The 20,431-nt window shown below is 32.2% G+C and carries 17 protein-coding genes; 9 read left to right on the forward strand and 8 right to left on the reverse strand.

The features are described from left to right. The first annotated feature begins 15 nt into the window (after nucleotides 1–15). Both speE and U9R83_RS27015 read left to right on the forward strand, forming a co-directional pair. Nucleotides 16–852, forward strand: coding sequence for a polyamine aminopropyltransferase (speE, locus tag U9R83_RS27010; RefSeq protein WP_209369609.1), 837 nt, complete (start codon nucleotides 16–18; stop codon nucleotides 850–852). A 319-nt stretch (nucleotides 853–1,171) separates the two neighbouring features. Then, nucleotides 1,172–1,906: a carotenoid biosynthesis protein gene (locus tag U9R83_RS27015; RefSeq protein ID WP_209369608.1), complete on the forward strand. Its 735-nt coding sequence runs from the start codon at nucleotides 1,172–1,174 to the stop codon at nucleotides 1,904–1,906. A gap of 374 nt (nucleotides 1,907–2,280) precedes the next feature. On the opposite strand, the gene U9R83_RS27020 is transcribed toward U9R83_RS27015, so the two are convergent. Continuing rightward, a complete protein-coding gene (locus tag U9R83_RS27020; protein WP_328575535.1) occupies nucleotides 2,281–4,008 on the reverse strand; it encodes a sigma 54-interacting transcriptional regulator in 1,728 nt (575 codons plus the stop codon). 537 nt (nucleotides 4,009–4,545) lie between these two features. Here U9R83_RS27020 and U9R83_RS27025 point away from each other — a divergent pair. The 3 genes from U9R83_RS27025 to U9R83_RS27035 all read left to right on the forward strand — a co-directional run bounded on the left by U9R83_RS27025 (nucleotide 4,546) and on the right by U9R83_RS27035 (nucleotide 9,164). Then, entirely contained in the window at nucleotides 4,546–5,916 is a 1,371-nt protein-coding gene (locus U9R83_RS27025; RefSeq protein WP_226701698.1) for an amidase, read from the forward strand. A 66-nt stretch (nucleotides 5,917–5,982) separates the two neighbouring features. After that, nucleotides 5,983–7,428: an aspartate ammonia-lyase gene (gene aspA / locus U9R83_RS27030; protein ID WP_328575536.1), complete on the forward strand. Its 1,446-nt coding sequence runs from the start codon at nucleotides 5,983–5,985 to the stop codon at nucleotides 7,426–7,428. Between the two features lie 107 nt (nucleotides 7,429–7,535). Continuing rightward, on the forward strand, nucleotides 7,536–9,164 hold the full coding sequence (locus U9R83_RS27035; RefSeq protein WP_328575537.1) for an APC family permease: 1,629 nt from the start codon (nucleotides 7,536–7,538) through the stop codon (nucleotides 9,162–9,164). A 242-nt stretch (nucleotides 9,165–9,406) separates the two neighbouring features. On the opposite strand, the gene U9R83_RS27040 is transcribed toward U9R83_RS27035, so the two are convergent. After that, nucleotides 9,407–9,817, reverse strand: a complete 411-nt coding sequence (locus U9R83_RS27040; protein WP_328575538.1) for a hypothetical protein — start codon at nucleotides 9,815–9,817, stop codon at nucleotides 9,407–9,409. 133 nt (nucleotides 9,818–9,950) lie between these two features. After that, the gene (locus U9R83_RS27045) at nucleotides 9,951–10,472 is read right to left on the reverse strand and encodes a GrpB family protein (protein WP_328575539.1); all 522 of its coding nucleotides are present in this window, start codon (nucleotides 10,470–10,472) and stop codon (nucleotides 9,951–9,953) included. A 291-nt stretch (nucleotides 10,473–10,763) separates the two neighbouring features. On the opposite strand from U9R83_RS27045, the gene U9R83_RS27050 reads away from it, so the two are divergent. Together U9R83_RS27050 and U9R83_RS27055 are read left to right on the forward strand one after the other, a co-directional pair. After that, a complete protein-coding gene (locus tag U9R83_RS27050; RefSeq protein ID WP_328575564.1) occupies nucleotides 10,764–11,174 on the forward strand; it encodes a thiol-disulfide oxidoreductase DCC family protein in 411 nt (136 codons plus the stop codon). Further along, nucleotides 11,167–11,655 (forward strand): hypothetical protein, encoded by a 489-nt coding sequence (locus U9R83_RS27055; RefSeq protein WP_328575540.1) that lies wholly within the window; start codon nucleotides 11,167–11,169, stop codon nucleotides 11,653–11,655. Before U9R83_RS27050 ends, U9R83_RS27055 begins: the two co-directional genes overlap by 8 nt. 852 nt (nucleotides 11,656–12,507) lie before the next feature. Here U9R83_RS27055 and U9R83_RS27060 read toward each other — a convergent pair. After that, the gene (locus U9R83_RS27060) at nucleotides 12,508–12,819 is read right to left on the reverse strand and encodes a hypothetical protein (RefSeq protein ID WP_328575541.1); all 312 of its coding nucleotides are present in this window, start codon (nucleotides 12,817–12,819) and stop codon (nucleotides 12,508–12,510) included. Nucleotides 12,820–13,146: 327 nt separating this feature from the next. Here U9R83_RS27060 and U9R83_RS27065 point away from each other — a divergent pair, with 327 nt between their 5' ends. Together U9R83_RS27065 and U9R83_RS27070 are read left to right on the forward strand one after the other, a co-directional pair. Further along, entirely contained in the window at nucleotides 13,147–14,217 is a 1,071-nt protein-coding gene (locus U9R83_RS27065) for a YsnF/AvaK domain-containing protein (RefSeq protein WP_048018776.1), read from the forward strand. 358 nt (nucleotides 14,218–14,575) lie between these two features. Next, nucleotides 14,576–14,746, forward strand: coding sequence for a hypothetical protein (locus tag U9R83_RS27070; RefSeq protein WP_196299114.1), 171 nt, complete (start codon nucleotides 14,576–14,578; stop codon nucleotides 14,744–14,746). A 661-nt stretch (nucleotides 14,747–15,407) separates the two neighbouring features. Here U9R83_RS27070 and U9R83_RS27075 read toward each other — a convergent pair. The 4 genes from U9R83_RS27075 to U9R83_RS27090 form a co-directional block, all read right to left on the reverse strand. After that, nucleotides 15,408–15,599: a hypothetical protein gene (locus U9R83_RS27075; RefSeq protein WP_328575542.1), complete on the reverse strand. Its 192-nt coding sequence runs from the start codon at nucleotides 15,597–15,599 to the stop codon at nucleotides 15,408–15,410. 159 nt (nucleotides 15,600–15,758) lie between these two features. After that, entirely contained in the window at nucleotides 15,759–15,899 is a 141-nt protein-coding gene (locus tag U9R83_RS27080; protein WP_328575543.1) for a hypothetical protein, read from the reverse strand. Nucleotides 15,900–16,264: 365 nt separating this feature from the next. After that, nucleotides 16,265–19,240, reverse strand: a complete 2,976-nt coding sequence (locus U9R83_RS27085; protein ID WP_328575544.1) for a hypothetical protein — start codon at nucleotides 19,238–19,240, stop codon at nucleotides 16,265–16,267. Then, entirely contained in the window at nucleotides 19,233–20,294 is a 1,062-nt protein-coding gene (locus U9R83_RS27090; RefSeq protein ID WP_328575545.1) for an SIR2 family protein, read from the reverse strand. Before U9R83_RS27090 ends, U9R83_RS27085 begins: the two co-directional genes overlap by 8 nt. Nucleotides 20,295–20,431 lie beyond the last annotated feature (137 nt).

Here is a 20,431-nt window from a genome sequence, read left to right on the forward strand (position 1 = left end):
AGAGGAGAATATAACATGACATTATGGTTTACAGAAAAACAGACTTCTTCATTTGGTATTACAGGAAAAGTAAATCGCACATTAGAAAGTGAAAAGACTACTTTTCAACAGTTAGATATGTTAGAAACTCAAGAGTTTGGAAACATGTTGTTATTAGACGGTATGGTCATGACATCAGAAAAAGATGAATTTGTCTATCATGAAATGATTGCTCATGTACCATTATTCACACACCCCTCTCCTAAACATGTTTTAGTAGTTGGTGGCGGTGATGGAGGAACAATCAGAGAGGTGTTAAAACACACAAGCGTAGAAAAAGTCACACAAGTTGAAATTGACGGTAAAGTAGTTGAATATTCTAAGAAGCATTTACCTCACATTTCGTCCGAATATGGAAACCCACGAGTTGAATTAATAATCGGAGATGGATTTGAACACATTATCAAGAGTGAAAATAGGTATGATGTGATCTTAGTTGATTCTACCGAGCCTGTTGGACCAGCTGCCGGTTTATTTACAAAGGGCTTTTATGCAGGTATTGCAAAAGCTTTAAAGGAAGATGGGATTTTTGTTGCTCAAACAGATAACCCGTGGTTTAAAGCTGATTTAATCAAAAATGCCATTCATGATACAAAAGAGATTTTTCCAATTGCACGTCTCTATACGTGTAACATTCCAACTTATCCAAGTGGAATGTGGACGTTCACCATGGGTTCAAAAAAACATGATCCTTTAAATGTGGAAGATGGTCACTTTTTTGAAATAGATACTAAGTATTATACAAAAGAACTCCATTCTGCATCTTTTGTGTTGCCAAAGTTTGTTCAGGAATTATGCGAAGATAATAAATAAAAAAGGTTCCGTCAATGGCTCCCTTGTTATCACTTCAAGGGAGCCATTGATTTGAATTTAATAATATTTTATTAGCAACAAAAAAAGACAAAAAATCCCTCATCTCTACACAGATAGAACATACTTTCATGCTCCTTTCTCCTGTTTTCTTAATAGTTGATATGCTATTTTTGTATGGTTTGTGGAAATCCATAAATGAAAAGTATTTAAATTCTTCATGAAATATAAAGTGCGTCAAAATATGTGCAAGGGAACTGAATAGGAATGTTTTAAAATAGGGGGAAGTAGTAAAAATAGTTTTAGGAGTGCTAATACAAACATGTTAATTTTTCAAAAGTATCTTTGGATCTTTTTTAAAGTTTGGTTTTTCATTGGACTAATTTTAGTCGGATTCTCACTTTTACCACCGTGGCTTGAGTGGGCAAACACGGTATTTTTATTCGCATCTGGTTTATATGCTTCTTGTTATTTATGGAATGTATTACCGAGAGGACGCTTTATAATTCCACTGATTTTTTGGGGGTCAATTATAATAGAGTCTTTTGGAACTCATACTGGTCTTTTATTTGGGGAATACAGGTATGAATCAGATTTTGGACTTATGGTTCTCGGAGTCCCGATTACGATGGGACCTGCGTGGTTATCGGTAATTGGAGCTAGTCTCGCATTTTCACGGTTATTTTCATTTCGTCATCGAACAATCATATTAGTTCCACTTTTCTCTGTATGGTTAGATTTAGCTATTGACCCCGTCGCTGCTAATGTAAAATATTATTGGATTTGGGACGACGGTGGATTATATTATGATATTCCCACTCAAAACTTTTTCGGTTGGTATGTGACTGCGCTTTTATTTTCTTTGTTTATCTCAAGGTTTGAACACAAAACATCCATAATTGAGTTAGAGCGTAATAATCAGTACCTCTTTTTGATGTTACACATTCTATTTGGTTTCACTGCATTTATTTCTGGTTTATATGGTGTTTTATTAGTTGGAATCTCATCTAGCATCTGCTATTTGGCTCTAAAATTTAAGGATTACCAGCAGAAATAGCCTATAAGAAGGAGATTGTAGTTATACAACATGATATAGAAAATAGATTAGGGAAGGAGAGAAAATGCTCTTTTCTGAGGGCCGATTTGGAACCTTATCGGCTGTTGTGTCTTAGGTTTTCCAGTATTGGTGCGAAAACTTCAGAAAATTTATAAGAAGCCTATTATCATAATATTAAAGACAATGTGATATCTAGGTTACAACATTAGGCTTCTTCATTTGTTCGAAATGATTAAAGAACGAAGTCTATTTATCTTAGGAAACTTCGCAAAGCAGTACTTGTACTGCCTAGGTTCATTCAATATTAGTGTGATGATTAACAGTTTTTATATGAAACTGTCAATCATCACACTAGAAAATCTTTTCTATTAAGACTACTTATTGTTCAAATTTATCTTTTGTAATTTTCTGCTGATGGTTGATTGATTAACTCCAAGAGCAACAGCCATATGGGCAGTAGATGAACACTCTCGTTGAGCTAATTCAAGGAGTTGCCTTTCAGCCTCTTCTACGCAATCTTTGAGGGGCATAATATTATTAATATTAACATTCTTCTTAGATTTTCTTTGGTCTGTATATAGGTACTGTTCAACTAATGATTTTTCAATTGTATCATCATCACTTAAAACAACTAGACGTTCTATAATATTCTGAAGTTCCCTAACATTTCCTGGCCAGTTATAGCTTTGTAGTAATTCAAAAGCAGCTGAAGAAAGTTTTTTTGATTGTGAATACGTTTGGTTAAAGTAATTAATAAAGTGTATAGCTAAAGCTAAAATGTCTTCATGTCTTTCACGTAAGGGAGGGATTTTAACTGGTATAACATTTAATCGATAATAAAGATCTTCTCGAAATGTTCCTTCGTCTACCATCTTTACTAGGTTTCTATTTGTTGCTGTAAGGATTCGCACGTCAAATTTAATAGGTTTTGTTCCACCTACTCTTAACATTTCTCTTTCTTGAATAACACGTAGTAACTTTGTTTGTAATGAAAGGGGCATTTCACCGATTTCATCTAAGAAGATTGTTCCACCATTTGCTAATTCAAACATTCCTATTTTCTGTGTAACAGCTCCAGTAAATGCACCTTTTTCATATCCAAATAATTCTGATTCGAGAAGATTTTCTGGAATGGCTCCGCAGTTGAGCTTAATAAAAGGTTTATGACTTCTTGGACTCAATTTGTGTATATAGTTAGCAATTACCTCTTTACCTACTCCTGTTTCTCCAAAAATTAAAACAGTTGAATCTACATTTGCTACTCTTTTAGCAATAGAAACAATTTGATTCATTGCTATGCTTCGAAATATAAGTTGATTTTCGGCTTCGTTACGCACACGAAGTTCTTCTAACTCGTTTCTATAAGCTTCCGCAAGCTTTTTCATTTCTTGTAGTTCTGATTGAAGCTGGCTAATTTCCGTAATATCTTTTGAAACATTTACTACTTTTACAATTTCTCCATTCTTATCTTTAATAGGTGTACCAATAACTTTAAGTTTTCTTCCAGTTCGCGTTATTTGAAATTCTGAAACAGGTGCTTTTTTTTCTAAGACCAGACGTGTAATGGAAGGTGTGTAAATACCTTCTCTTTCTAACGAATAGACACTTGTTCCTACTAGCTCATTTTCATCTTTTCCCCATAATTCTTTGCATGCTGAACTTACCCGTAGTGTCACGCCTTTATTGTCCGATACATAGATAACATCATACGATGTATCTAAAAGAGCTTGTAAGTCAAAGTTTAAGTTACTATGTGAGTTCACATCTTTTAGTAATCCTTCATAATGATGCTCTTCTTCAAAAAAAGCTGAAATTCCATAAAAACCTTGATCCGTAAAAATAGGAGAATGATTTAATACAAGCTTTTGTTTACCGATAAAGATTTCACTAGTTGAATGCTCTTGATTTAAGAATAAAGAAGAATCACCTTTTGTTAACAAATCTAAAATAGACTTATTTGCAATTGTTTCAGCCTCAACCTTAAGCAACTTAGCACCTTTTGGATTAATAAACTGAATAGTGCCTTTACGGTCAATAATGATGAAGCCAGACGAAAGAGAATTGAGAGCCAACTCTAATGGAAAGAAAAATTTTTTATTCATACAAGACACATCCTTTAAAAGTTTAATGCGAAAATGCAAAAATACATGCAATTCTGCATTGAAATTCATTTTATATTCCATTAACTATTAATATTATTTCAAGCATAATGATACAAACTATCGGATATAAAAGTTGGCATGAATATTGCATAGTAGATTAATGAGTGCATGTATAAAGACTTATAAAGCAAAAAGAAGGAGATGAGCACCATATGAAAATAACCATAAAAGTTACGAAAATATATAGTAAGTCATAACCACTTAATTTTTATAGTAAATCATTTATGCAATATTGCAAGAGAGTAATGGTAATCAAGCATCATTTGTAGTACAACATTGTAAATTTATGAGTTAGCAACCTTAACACAAGGTTATCTAAGATAATGATACAAAATTAAGTCCCTGGATAAATTGAGTTTTAGATTACTTCTCGAAATATTGAAAAATAAGATAGTGTTCTAATCCATAAAAGCATAAAAACTAATTTATTCTTATTTAGGAGTTAGATGTAAGTTGATGATTAAGGAGTTAACGAAGATGAATATTGATGAGGTATCACCATTAATTGAACAAAAAAAACTATCTCCTACTGAGTTGGTAAAACATACGTTAGAGAAGATATCTAATGAGAATAGCAATACTAATTCTTTTATTACTGTATGTAGTGAAAAAGCTCTCAAAGCAGCTGAAGATTTAGAAAAAGAACTGGTAGAAGGAAAGGTAAGGAGTAGATTACATGGAGTTCCTATTGCGTTAAAGGACTTAATCTTTACAAAAGGCATCAGAACAACAATGGGCTCAAAACTTTACAAAGATTTTATACCAGATACAAATGCTACGATAGTAGAAAAGCTTGAAAATGCTGGTGCCATCATCATAGGAAAAGTGAATACACATGAGTTTGCTTATGGACCTACGGGCGACCGTTCCTATTTTGGATCGTGTCTTAACCCTTATGACTCATCGAAGATTACTGGTGGATCAAGTAGTGGGTCTGCAGCTTCTGTAGGCGCCGGTTTAGTTAATCTTTCTGTAGGAACGGATACAGGTGGATCTATCAGAATACCATCATCAGCTTGTGGAACAGTAGGCATGAAACCTACTTTTGGTCTAGTTAGTAAAAAAGATGTACATGCTTTGTCATATACTCAGGATCATGTTGGTCCTATAACTAGAACTGTAAAAGAGAATGCTTTTCTGTTAAATGTTCTAGCAGGATATGATCCAAATGATCCTTATTCTTTAAATATCGAAATTCAAGATTACAGCTCTTTAATTGGAACGGATGTTAAGGGAATGGTAATTGGTATTCCTTCTTTTTATTTACAGAGCTTAGAAGAAGAAGTCCATCAAATGTTTAGCAAATGTATTAAGGTATGTGAGTATCTAGGTGCAAAGGTAACAGAAGTTAATATAGATGATATCGACGAGATTTCTCACGCACAATCTATAACAATCCAATTTGAAGCTTCCTCTATACATGCACACACATTAAAAAAACATCAAAAAAGCATTGATTCTGAAGTATATGAAAGGCTAAAAGCTAGCCGACTAGTAAAAGCCTATGAATATGTACATGCACAATCAAAAAAACAAGAATTAATTTATAAATATAATCAGGTCTTTAATCATGTAGATATCCTATTAACACCTACTTTGCCAATAGTTCCACCTAATATTGGGCAAAGAGAAGTCACAATCAACGGAAAAGTGGAGTCTGTTCGAAACGCTTTGTTACGCTTGACAGCGCCGACTAATTTTACAGGCAACCCCTCTTTATCTCTACCTGTTGGACTGTCAAAAGACAGGTTGCCTATAGGGCTACAACTTATTTCTAGGCATGGTATGGAAGCAAAAATTTATCAATTTGCTTATATGCTAGAGCAACATGTCAACTTTGCAAAATAAATAAACCCTATTTATATAAAACAACGCCATAAATACTAATTAAATAGATGAATAAGGGGCGAGAGCATGGTTTTAGATGTGGACAAAAATATAAAATTTCGTATTGAAAAAGATTTTTTAGGACAAAAAGATGTTCCTCATGATGTATATTATGGAATTCAAACTTTAAGAGCTGTGGAGAATTTCCCTATCACTGGCTATAAAGTGCATACAGAGCTTATTAAAGCATTAGCTATGATTAAAAAAGCAGCAGCAAATGCTAATACACATACACAACGTATGCCATTAGAAATTGGTAAAGCTATTTCGGATGCTGCCCAGGAAGTAATAGATGGTAAATGGCATGACCACTTTATTGTAGACCCCATACAGGGTGGTGCTGGGACATCTATGAATATGAATATTAACGAGGTTATTGCCAATCGTGCCTTAGAACTTTTAGGAGTAGACAAAGGTACATACAGTAAGGTTAGTCCAAATAGTCATGTCAATATGTCACAATCTACAAACGATGTTTTTCCAACGGCTATTCATATTTCCATATTAAAGCTTTCTGAAGGCTTAATTACTACTATGGAACACATGAAAAGAGTATTTGAACAAAAAGCTCAAGAATTTGATCATGTTATAAAAATGGGTCGTACTCATTTACAAGACGCTGTACCTATTCGATTGGGGCAAGAATTTGAGGCTTATAGTCGTGTGCTTGAACGTGATTTGCAGAGGATTAAACAGTCTCGTCAACACTTGTATGAAGTAAATATGGGAGCAACAGCTGTTGGTACTGGGTTAAATGCAGATCCTAACTATACGAAACATGTGATAGAAGAGTTAAAAAACATTAGTCATTTACCACTTGAGCATGCGTCCCATCTCGTAGATGCTACGCAGAATACAGATGCGTATACAGAGATCTCTTCAACACTAAAAGTATGTATGATTAATATGTCCAAAATCTGTAATGATTTGCGATTAATGTCTTCCGGTCCTCGCGCTGGACTGGCTGAAATCTTATTACCTGCTCGTCAGCCGGGTTCATCCATAATGCCTGGGAAGGTAAATCCCGTGATGGCAGAGATGATTAACCAAGTTGCCTTTCAGGTAGTTGGGAATGATCATACCATTTGTATGGCTTCAGAAGCAGGACAGTTAGAGTTGAATGTAATGGAGCCTGTATTAATATTTAACTTACTTCAATCTATTAGTATTATGAAGAATGCTTTTCAAACTTTTACAGATTATTGTTTAAAAGATATTCAAGCAAATGAAAATCACTTAACAGAATTTGTAGAAAAAAGTGTAGGGGTCATTACAGCTGTTAATCCTCATATTGGATATGAAATGGCAGCTTCTATTGCACGTGAAGCTACGTTAAATGGAACATCTGTTAAGGATTTATGTTTACAAAAAGGCGTATTAACAGAAGAACAATTAAACATTATACTCGATCCTTTTGAAATGACTCGTCCTGGTATTGCAGGTAAACAGCTGCTAAATACTATACTGAGTTAATTAACTAAATAGGAAAAATTCACACCCAACAAAATGTAAGCGTTATATAAAAATGATGTTTAAGGGGAATTTTCTTTATTTAAATTTAATGTATGGGAGAAAAAATTATGAATAATTTAAATCGAAATATGGGGGTTTTTGCACTAACAATGGTTGGTCTTGGATCAATTATTGGATCGGGCTGGTTATTTGGAGCTTGGCGTGCTGCACAAATCGCTGGACCAGCAGCTATTTTTTCTTGGATTATTGGCATGATTGTTATTCTGTTTATTGGACTTTCTTATAGTGAGCTAGGTTCCATGTTCCCAGAGGCTGGGGGAATGGTAAAATATACGCAATATTCCCATGGGTCATTCTTGGGCTTTATTGCTGGTTGGGCAAACTGGATTGCAATTGTATCCGTTATTCCTGTAGAAGCTGTAGCTTCTGTTCAGTACATGAGTTCTTGGCCCTGGGAATGGGCTAGTTGGACAAAGGATTTAGTAGAAAACGGAAAGCTGACCGGAGAAGGGTTAATATGGGGAGCAGGATTATTAATCATCTATTTCCTATTAAACTATTGGACTGTTGGATTATTTTCAAAAGCTAATTCTCTTATCACAGTTTTTAAAATTGTGATACCTGGCTTAACAATTGGAGCACTTTTGTTTGCTGGCTTTCACAGCGAAAATTTCACTTCAGGTCAAGGTTTTGTACCAAATGGGTTAGCCAGTGTATTAACGGCTGTTGCCACATCAGGTATTGTGTTTTCGTTTAATGGTTTCCAAAGCCCTATTAATATGGCTGGAGAAGCAAAAAATCCAGGCCGTACAATTCCGTTAGCTGTATTTGGATCAATTGCAATCGCTACAATTATCTATGTTCTTCTCCAAGTTGCATTTATTGGGGCTGTTGATCCAAAAATGATTGTTAATGGGTGGGGGAATATTAATTTCAATTCACCATTTGCAGATTTAGCTATTGCATTAAGTATTAATTGGCTTGTTATTGTACTGTATGTTGATGCTTTTATATCTCCTTCTGGCACAGGTATTACCTATACAGCGACTACATCACGTATGATTTATGGAATGGAAAAGAATAAATATATGCCAAGTGTATTAGGGAAATTACATCCTATCTATGGGATTCCACGCCAAGCTATGTTTTTTAATCTAGGTGTATCGTTCATCTTCCTATATTTATTTAGAGGATGGGGAGTATTAGCTGAGGTTATTTCAGTAGCTACGCTTATCTCCTATATTACTGGTCCGGTTACGGTTATGACCTTAAGAAGAACAGGTAAAGATTTATATAGACCTTTACGACTGAAGGGATTAAAAGTGATTGCACCACTTGGCTTTATATTTGCTTCGTTAACACTTTATTGGGCACGTTGGCCACTAACAGGACAAGTCTTATTCATTATATTAATTGGGCTACCTATCTACTTTTATTACCAAGCCAAAAATAATTGGAAAGGATTTGGACGTAATCTGAAAGCTGGGATGTGGATGGTTGTGTATTTATTGTGTATGATGACCATCTCTTTCTTAGGAAGTGAAAAATTTGGGGGTCTTAATATCATTAAATATGGATGGGACATGCTCCTTATTACTTTTGTTTCTCTAATCTTTTATAGTTGGGCTCTGAAAAGTGGATATAAGACTGAATACATGGAGGCGGCTACAGAAGTAAATAATGAATTAAAGGCTGAAAAACAAGATAATGAAATAAATAAAGAGTTATCTGTCTAATATTCTTTTATCTTATATATAAGTTATTCTTGAATTAAGCAAACTACCCAAGAAACTGTAAAGTTTCCATCCTTTAATCAAATAAATGTAGCAGAAAAAACCTACTGGTTCCCTCCTTTCCAGTAGGTTTTTCTGTTTTTCAGGATGACTATAATATATAACCTTAGTTAACATAAAACACATTCTCAGTACTATATAAAAATAAGCCCAGAGTTAATAATCTGGGCTTATTTTTATATTAATTATTTAGCAAGAAACATTTCATTGACGTTTTCAAAGAATGACTCTAGTTTAATAAACTCTTCTTTATTTCCACGTGTAGAAAAAACTTCTCGATCATCGTGGATAACTACAAAAGTAGGGCTTGATTTAAAAATTGCAGAGATTTGTTTACCCATTTTTATTTCTTTGATTTTATAGAATGGAATATGTAGCACAATAGGCAATTTCGTGAAAACTTCTCCATAAAAAAGCAAGCTTTTATCTGTATAAACTAAAACGCCTTTAATTGGCATAGAGTTTCCATTTGGCACACCAACAAGCCCTGAAAGTCCACTTTCAGACTCATAATAAGTAGAGATAGATCCTCTAATTTCTTCTCCACTATCCATTTTACTTTGGAACTCTTTAATTGCTCTCTCTTTTAAACTCATAATATTATCCCCCGTTGAAATAAACAATTTATAAAATTTACCATAATTAAATTTTAAAATAATTTTCCTTTTTTGTAAATTTAAATCTTTTTTTGGAAGGATAAAGAATTTTATCTAATTAACATAAAACGTATTATCGGCACTTTATTTCATCTGTAGCCTTTTGAATAACACCTATTATAAACGGTGCTTTTGCTTCTGTATATCCAACTCGATCACAACTATATTTTTGAGCTAATTCAATTTTTAATTGGTTATATTCGTTACGTATATCTAGATGATTTCTTAAATAATCGCGAAATAAAATATTGCTATTCCATTCTTTACTTTTATATTTATAAATGTGTAAATGATGTGTACCAGCTCTCCATAAACCTTTTCTAAAGAACCTTCTATTTGGAAATTCCTTATGAAATACATGTTCATATCCAATGTTACTTAGTGGTTCAATAAAGTCATCCACTGCTTTTAAGTCAGAAACTGCAATCATAATATCAATGATTGGTTTAGCTCCTAATCCCTCTATAGATGTGCTTCCAATATGTTCAATTGATATAGCTATGTCGCTTAGAATATCTTCTAAAAGTTTTTTCTCTTCGTTAAAAGAGAAAGCCCAATCAGACGTATATTTCTCAATGACTATTTGTTTATCCATATGTATGTCTCCTTATTTTTCACTTGAATATAATACTAATATTAAATATATCAAAAGACTTTAACTATAAAGCAGAAGAAAATATTACATACAATCCTAGTTACCATAACGCGCGTTCTAGGCACTCTTAACAAAAAATAAAGCTCATCTAACAAAATTGTAAGCCCGTCTTACATTATTGTTAGGTGAGCTTTATTAAATCTCGTATTATAATTATTTATAGAAATTATTTACAATTAACTAAAGGGATGAAATATATTGAAGCTGAAAAAAGACAATCAACCTATTATTATGTTTGATGGTATATGTAACGTATGTAATCATTGGGTGCAATTTGTGATAAAAAGAGATCCTAAAGGCATATTTAAATTTTTGTCTCTTCAATCAGTTTTAGCACGTTCATTGATAATAAATCACAATCCGAATAATACGCAATTGGATTCCATTATCTTAATTGACAACGGTCAAATATATACGGAATCTACAGCAATCTTACATATCATAAATAAGCTTACCGGACCTATAAGGTTTTTCATTCTCTTTTGGATAATACCTAAAAAAATCCGAGATAGAGTGTACCGTTTTATTGCAAAGAATCGATATCGATTCTTTGGGAAAAAAGAAATTTGTCTCGTCCCTGGCAAAGAAATACAAAATAGGTTTATTAAAACGGAAATAGAAAGTGGGAAAATCAATGAATAGAAGTACATTTCTAAAAAAGCTTAGAATGACAATCATCACTACATTTAGATGGTCTTTAGCATTAACTTTCTTGATTTACGGCATTGCCAAAATCTATCCAGGCCAATTTTCTACTGGCGACTTTATATATGACTCGACAAAGGACTCAGCAATGCAATTGGCTTGGCACTTCTTTGGATATTCGGATACATATAATCTTTTTATTGCTTTTGGAGAAATAACAGCAGCCTTATTATTAGTAATTCCAAAGACAGCAACTTTAGGAAACATTATTTACTTACCTATCACAGTAAACATTACTATTCTTGACCTTTGTTTTGAGATACCAGCTCGTTCTGTTACCATCTTGTTAACCTGTATGAGTATTGCTTTACTTTTCTTTGAATACAAAAAATTAAAAAGAGTATTTTTTGACTCTCCAGTAACAGCTGAAACGCCTATCCAAACAGGCCTTATGAAAAAGAAGGTGAACATACAATGATTGTGCTACCTATTATATTGGTCAGTTTGGGAATTTCTTCTTTTTACTATTTTATTCTAAAAAGAGAAGCTTGAGATGAATACAATATACAGATTCAGTTAACATAATCACTCTTTCCAGAAGACATCCAAAAAGAGAACCCTTGGGAGGCAAAGGGTTTAAGAATGAATGATTGTTTCCTTTATCCATGTTTTTATACATCCTTTATATAACTAAGTTTACTCGATACCCAATGGAAGAGAGTACATAACAGGTGCACGTTTTATTCACAAGCAACACATTAAAAATATCCTCTAATTACAGAACGTGGTAATCTATGAATGTTTCATACTTCGGATACGTATGAACAAACCCTTACAAAAAAGCCACCTCGTTCATTGGCCAATGCCGAAGTGGCTTCTTTGTTGTTTTCAATAGTTCTATTTAATCTTTTCTAATTCATTTAACATCTCATCAATAAATTGACTAATCTCTTTATCAACAAAGAGAGAGATAATAAGGAAGAATAAAATGAAGAAAAACATCAAAATATAGTTAATAAAATGAGAAAGATTCGGTTCGTGAGAGTAATGAATCAACAAAATTACTTATTATACTCTTCTTTATGCCATATTCTCTACATTCACGTAAGAAAACGCCACCTTTCACGGAAATTTTGAAGTAATAAGCTGAGTTGCAGTTATCGCGTCGGACACTAACTTTATCAGTAAATTCAGCATAGTAGTAAACTTTATCAAGGATGATTTTTTGTTATTCTTTCTCTTCTATAACGAAGTTAACTCTTTCTTCTTCGTTCTCATGTGAAAAATAATTTCAAATCTGTATAGCAGAAAGGAATTGATAGAAAAGCTGTTAGGATTTATTTCCTTTAAATATGATTTTTCTTTTCTCCTGTTTAATCCGTTTTAACCGTAGTTCTATCTTTTTATCTAACGCTCTATACAGTATTTCGCTAGTTGCACATATTAAAAATAAGATTAGAGTAATAATTGCAGCCTTTGATACATGAAAATAGAAACAAAGTACGACTACAAGTAGTGACATAGCGTAAATAGATGTGGTTACCCACCTTCTACTTCTATGAGCTTCTAGGTTTCTCTCAAGTAATTCTTTTTGCCCTTCTTCTTTTTTTGTATCTTTTAAATGATGGTATGTAGAATTCATCGCTTTTTCTCCCCCATGAAAACTAATTGTAAATTATCTCTGCATTAAATATCCTATATGTTTCAATTAAGGAAAAATATGAGGTTTTTCCTTTTTTCATATTATATAAGAACAAATGTTCTTTTTCAATAAAAACTCTAAAGTTTTCCCGAATAAGGGTATCGCCTCTAATTCATCTTTCTACATTTTATAATTTAGGGGTCATTTATATAGTCATCCGTATCAAGTTTAAAATAGAAACCCACTGGGTACATGATATACACAATAAGGATGGAATAAAATGTGAAAAGAAGCTTTCGTTTAATTAAAATCTAAGGGGATGGGAACATGGGAACGAGAAAACGAGTTGCAGGGACTTTTCATTCGGAGCAAGAAGCGATACATGCAATTAAGGGGTTAAAACATCAGGGGTATCGTGAAGCAGACATATTAGTAGTAGCAAAGGATAGCACTAATACTTTACAATTAGGGACTGAAACGAATGTATTGATAGAAGCTGGAACACCAGCTGTAAGTTCGTTGACAGGTGTGATGATGGACAGCTTTCTTACCATGATGACAGGTGGAATGATTTCTACTACCCAAGCTGGTGGCCTAACTTCAAAACTTGTTAGAATGGGGATTCAAAACTTTACTGCAAAACAGTGTGAAATGGATGTAAAGGAAGGGAAAATCCTTGTTCTAATTGATGTGGATGAAACTCAAACAATTCCTTCATATACTACTACGGTTAGGGAGTCGCTATACGAGACGGAGGGGCATAGGTCAGTGCAACTTCGTGAGGAGCAACTTAATGTAAGGAAAGAGCGAGTTCAGACTGGGGAAATACAGCTTCGTAAGGAAATTGTAGAAGAACTACGAACTATCCAGGTTCCAGTTATACGTGAGGAAGTCTACGTAGAACGTCGCCCGGTCATAGATGGTCAGTATGATGGTAGCCCATTGACAGAGAACGAAATCATTCGTATTCCTATTATGGAGGAGCGAGTTGAAATAACCAAGAGGCCTGTAGTTGTGGAAGAAGTCATCATTGGTAAGCGTAAAATTCAGGAGATTAAAGAGATGAAGGATACTGTTCTAAAGGAAGAAGCAAAAATTGAACAGTCAGAACTTCCCGCGATTCCTGAACTTGCTGACTCTGAAATCTATCAAAACATGGATAATCACGTAGATCAAAGTTACCAAGAAGTTGCTGCCGCAATTGCCTCTGATGCTCCCAAAGAGGAAAAAGTTAAACTTTCAGCCGATAAGAAACAAGAAGCTCAACTTAAAGTGACAACTTCTCCTGTTATCAAAGAGATTGAAGAGGTTACAGACTCAGCAAGCAATCAAAAACCAGAAAGTCATGTTGAGGATGATGCGAATATTACTACTTCTGAAAAAGGGAAGAATAATTAGAAATCAACAAACAAGCAAAAGAAATAAGTATATCCCCTGTATGTTTTATAGCAGAGAGAATAATCAGGGATATTTAAAGAAGGGCTGCCTAGCTGTATTGGCAGCTTTTTTTATTTTTCTTTAAATTAACATAAGTAATGTTTTTAAAATCAAAAAGAATTAAAATAACTCATTAAAATGAGCATAAACAGGTAATAAAATAAAAGAAATGACTTTCATTACTGGAGGTCATTTCTTTTATTCCTAAAAGTCCTGAAGATTATATCAAATTTCAACAGGTATTCTCACTAAATTCTAGAAATATTACTTATCAAAAAACTTAAAAATATTTCCAAATTTGATAAAAGAAGGTGGTTAAATGGAGCGGAAGAAATTTATTGAATATATTGATAAGTTACTAGAACAATCTGACGCGTGGAGAAAGGATGCGGAGAAAAGAGAAGACTGGAACAGTGCGTGTTTTTACCAAGGTGAGGTCAAAGCTTATGAGAGAGTAAAGAGATTGATTAATCAGCAGTTACATGTATAAATAAAAATTACAAACCTAACTCAGAAATGAGTAGGGTTTGCCTTATTTCTTTTTCTAGTTTACATAAGATAAATTCTAGGAACCAACTTATTTCAGGAGAAAGGAGCCATTTATGGTCCAATATAATAGTAAGTGCATAGAGTTAGTTTATAGATAGATTAAAATCACTTGAGTTCCTTAGGTTGCTCTTTTCTTTTCTCATCTTGATGAGTTAAGAATACTTTTGAAATTGAGATATAAAAAATTTTAATTTTAATGTAGATTAAAACCTACAATTCTGCCTGTCTACTCATAGAAATAAAAAGAAAGGATACAGCAGTAGGTGATCGTTAGATGTTTATAAATATATACTCTTCTTTATATGTCAGGGCTTGGCTTAGTCGAGTATATTTTCTATAAACTGAACGGGAGATTTAAAGATGTCTCAAGAATTGAAGTAGAACTTAATGAGAATCAGTGGCAGCATAATAAATTGTATCACCCAGGTCCTAAAAAGAAGTAAACAAAGGTTAATAAAAAAGAGAAGGTTCTAACCCTCTCTTTTGACCACATATATTCTACAGTATTAAAGTTGATTATTTAATTAACAATAGCTGTTATCCATTCCTACCAATACAAATTCTGCACCTTGAGAACCTTCTTGAACATCAAGTGTAAGCCCTTAAGTTGTAGATAATACTGTATTTTCAATTGCTACTTGAATACCGTTAACTTCTTGGATTGTATCATCCTCAGTAGTTCGTCTAATGATAATCCAAATTTCTTCTGGTGTTTTAGCGAATAAATGAAGAGAAGCTGTAGCATCAATAAGTAACTCATCAATGTTATACGCATGAAGATCCTCAGGAGCCACATACTGTAACACAAACTAGAAATATAGTTCGAAGCCCTGATATCTCTCTATGGATGGATTCACCACATGGATATCTTTCTTTTTAGGAATGTCTAAAAGGCGACTTCTTGTTTTGACCCCTTCTTTCTTTAATAAAGGTGTGGCAGCTAACACAATTAATCACGACCGTTTGATATCTCCTACCACCGCAAGCCTTGTTTCCAAAGGATCTAATCCCCTTATGACAGACGAGACCGAAGCGAAGAACCATTTCATATCAATACAAATAATGACTCTGTTTGATAGATGGCCATAATACATTGAAAGTACTCCTCAAACAAAAGAACGCTTGTCCTCTATGGTATACAAACAAATGTTCTTATTTCAATAAAAACTCTAAAGTTTCCCCAATTATTGTTATTAACTATCGTAGGCTTTTGTTGTGTATAAAAAGGAATCTTTTAAACTTTTCAAAGGATGTTAAGGTTATCAATACATGTATGGAAATATAATTTTTTTACACAGATGAAGTTAATAGTCTTTTTATTTACCACATTATATAAAAAAAGGAAAACTATAGACCATACAGTCCCAAAGAACCTAAATGCGCATAAGTTTTTTGGCAGAAACCTTAAACATTTTTTCAATAATAAATAGGAACCGAATTGATGTAATGCAATTTAAAGTCAAATCGTTTTTGTAAGTTTAGATATATAATCGACAACAAAAGACTTCTTTGTTTTTATAAAATAAGTATGTTGAATACGATTAAGTTTTGAAACTTCATTATTATCTTTTAAATAATTCAGTAACTGCTTTATTGCTTCTTCAGGGTATGAAGGAATACATTCATTAAACAGGTCAAAAGTTAGTGAGATTATTAATTCATTGCAATGATCTTCACTAGAAGAGACTAAACGATGACAATATTCAACTACATGATGCGCTTCAAAAGAATGTGCCACATATTTAAAGGCATAATTCAAATTTTCTATAATCGATTCATTTATTGTTGAAAAATTATTTACAAGATGGATAGACTCTTTAACTAGATCCTTTTCTTCCAAACTAAGCTCTAGACCTTTTTCAGCACATTTCTTAATAAACTCACTCCAAAAATCTAGTATTTTAGATTCAGCAATCAATCGAGAAACTCCTTGAGCAAGTTGCTTAGCTTCCACATTAAAATAATGTCTTATTACTACTCCAATAATATCTATGTCCCATATATCCAATAGCTTTTGCATTAATGAAACTTCTGTTTTCTCATCAAGACCATTAATGTAACCTATAGCAATATGACTGCCGATCTTTTCTTTAATATCTTTCTCGTGAAAATTATTATACTGCAAAGCAGCTAAATAATGCTTTTCCATTAGTTTATATAAATCTGAATATACAGTTCTAGAATCAAGATAACCAGTCACAAAATACTGCCACATCTCATTTTGAGGAGCAATATCTTCTATTATACCTTTGACCCATTTTTCATCAATGTAAGAGAAATTGCTTATATATTCACCTATCACTACATAGCTATCAATAGATTTATTTTCCATAAGAAAATTAAATATAGGTTTTATATTTTTTTGCCAATAAGCTTCATATCGAGGCATAGCTTTTCTTTTTAGTTTTAAAGCTAATTCAAGTAAAGCTCTTACATATTTCCCACCGAGAGAATTCAATGAATAAAAAGAAATATCTTCATTACTGAATAATACATCTTCAACAGTTCCAAAATCTATTCTGTCTAAACATATTTTTATAAAATCAAGGGTTAAATTAAAATCTGTTTCTATAAAATTAATTTTATCATTGAATAGCCAGTTAGTAATAAAATTTAAAGCTTCTCTCACAATCCCCTCATGATTCATTAAATAGTCATTTTCTTTTTCAAACTTTAAGGCGTCTTCCCAAAAAGCGTCTATATCCATGTATGAAATTATAAATTCTAATACTTTGGTATAATCTAATTCTACATTCTGTTTTATTAATGTACTAAATCCATCTAATAAATAATAGATAAATTCATATTGTAAGCCATTAAATTTATCGAGATTATCAATAAAATCGTCTGGTGAGCTAACTAAAACGTTTTTAAATTCTCTCCCAAATCCTCTGTACGAAATCTCTTTAAAGTCAGGAGAGAATTTATCATGTTCTCTAAAGTTTCTCATTTTTGTAACTAATTCATTTATAGACATTTTTATTATTTCTTCTCTGGTGTAAGGTGATATATCTTCTATCCACCCAGACTTTCCAGGTTTTATTGCAGCAGACAATTCAATGTCAATATTTGTGATTTTTTTCGTTTCCATATATTTATTTTTAAATAAAGAAATTTTACTTAAAGCTTTATAACGTTTTTGTTTCCATTTGAGATTATAAGATTGATCTTTTCTTTCATGAAATATATATTCTCCCTCGTTAATTATCATTTCTAACAAGGCAATATGATCTTTATCTATTTCCTCATTTAATAATTCAAATAAATGTTTAGTTTCATCATCAAATGTATAGTGTCTAAAAATATAGTCAAATAAAGAAGTTTCTTCTTTTAGTATATTGAAGAAATCATCCTTTAAATTATTCCAATTTTTTACGATTGCAAAAATCCCAAGTTTTTTTACTATGTCATATTTACTTTCTAGCATCTGCTTTGTCAATGCAACTAAAAGTTCTCTATTCATCTTGGTTTTTGTTAAGCTTAACTTAATAAATTTAATTAAGTAATCTACACTATCAAAAAGATAACCTTCCTCTTCAAATATTGATTCGTAGGCGTTCGCATCGAATAGATTACTATATAAAAGTTTACATATTCTTTCTAAATGTTGTTTATCTACATTTTTAAGACTTGATTCACAATTAGATATGATAAAGTCAATATCCTCTTGTCTTGTACTGAAGCTCTTTTCTAAATCAACATTAGAAATTTTGAAGAGCTGGTTATTTATATTCTCTATAGAAATCGTTTGTTCATTAATATCTCTAGTTGATAAAGTAATAAAACATTCTTTTTCTAGCAGTTCAATGAAGAGTTTACAAACCTTTTGAGGATTCACTTCAAGGATTTTCAAAGCATAAGCCTTGTTTTCTAACAGGTCCTTTAATATATAATTGCTTGTTGAAACTACATCGATACTAACTTTAAAGAATTGTTCAAATGTATTTAATAACTTTGAAGAATCAGAGAGCAAATAAGGTAATAATTCGGCTTCAATCTCTTTCAAAATATAATCTAAGCCAAAATCGCATTGTAACCAATATTCTAAAAATGAGTTAAGATAAGTATCTGGAATATCGGACAAAGGAATATTTTTAATAATTTTAACTGACTGAGAAAACACTCGATAATTCTTCGATATTTCGCCAGCCTGTAGAAGTACTAATAAAATATATGAGATGTTTTCTTTATCATTTTCATCTACTAATTTATCAATAATAGAATGCACATAGTGTAAAATATTCCAATCCTCGATATAGCTACCTTCAGATATAATTGGGATATTAGTCTTATCAAAAAATCCTCTACTCTTTAAAACTTCTATCCATCTAACATCCTTTTTTTGTATTAATTTGTCGAAAAAATAAGGTTCTAAATTCTTTTTATTAATAACATGTTCAAGGGCAGCCTGTTCTTTGTCAGAAATTCTATTCATATAAATACATCTCCTCAATCGCTCTTAATCCCTCTTTAAGGTCTATAATCTCATCCTTTTCCTGATAAGGTACTTTAGACAAATCTAAAAGATGGTCTATTACATCTTCTAAAATATCGTATCCTTTCTCAGACATATTACATGGAATTACACTAACACCAAAATTATGTTTATAGTAATCAGATAGATAACTTATTTTTAGATAGTCATCAGAATAGCAAGGTAAAATTAAATAGCGACTACTAGGATAAGAATCTGTTTCTTTGATATTACCCTGGAATAGAAATTGTAGTATTTCTATTTCCTCTAGCCCATATCCCATAAATAACACTACATAATCCTTCTCATTAAATATCTCAGACATAAATTTAGAGTATATCTCTTTTTGTTTAGTATTTAACTTCTCATTTAAGCCGTACCTATTAATATAGTCTCCATATGAAATTATCATAGTCTGAAGATCATGAACACTACCATGGACATGAATAACATTCTGAGGTTTGAGTATATCTTTATTGAATTCACTAATGTCATAATACACTTTCTTTTCTTTCTTACTAGGAGTCATACTATCGTTATCATTATTAGAAACAGTTAGTTCTTCATAATCTTCTGCGATTAAATCTAGAGCATTATCATAGTTAGTGGTTAGGTATATAGCATTAAGTTTGTATAACTTTTTATATAGTTTTCCACTCAACACTTTACTTTTCTCAGTCTTGAACCATGAGTCATAACAATCTCTCAATGTTTTTTCTAATAAATTTTTTTTAGCAATATAATCACATATAGAAAGTATCTTCTTGGTATCCTCTGTTTTTAGACTTTCTTTTGTTTTGAAATTCATCAAGGTTGTTTTATTATTCTTGTAAATTTCATCAAGATACTTTAATGCAAAGCCTCTCCAACTTGGTAAACCCAAGTGCACTGACATGCCTGCCCCAACGAAAACAATAAGCTTTCCACTTTTCAATGCCTTTAATATAGGATGAGAATTAGTCAAAGTATTAAAAATATAACTTTCAATTTTTTGTTGATCAAATTCTAAATTCAAGAAAATCACCTATTCCTTTTTAATTAAAAATATCCTTAAAAACAATTATAATTCACATATATTAACAAACAAGATTGGATTAAACTCTATCTTACACTTAATTAAATGTTTTATTTGAATCACTGTTAAACTAATTT

Source organism: Priestia sp. LL-8 (assembly GCF_036227845.1).
GTDB lineage: Bacteria > Bacillota > Bacilli > Bacillales > Bacillaceae_H > Priestia > Priestia zanthoxyli.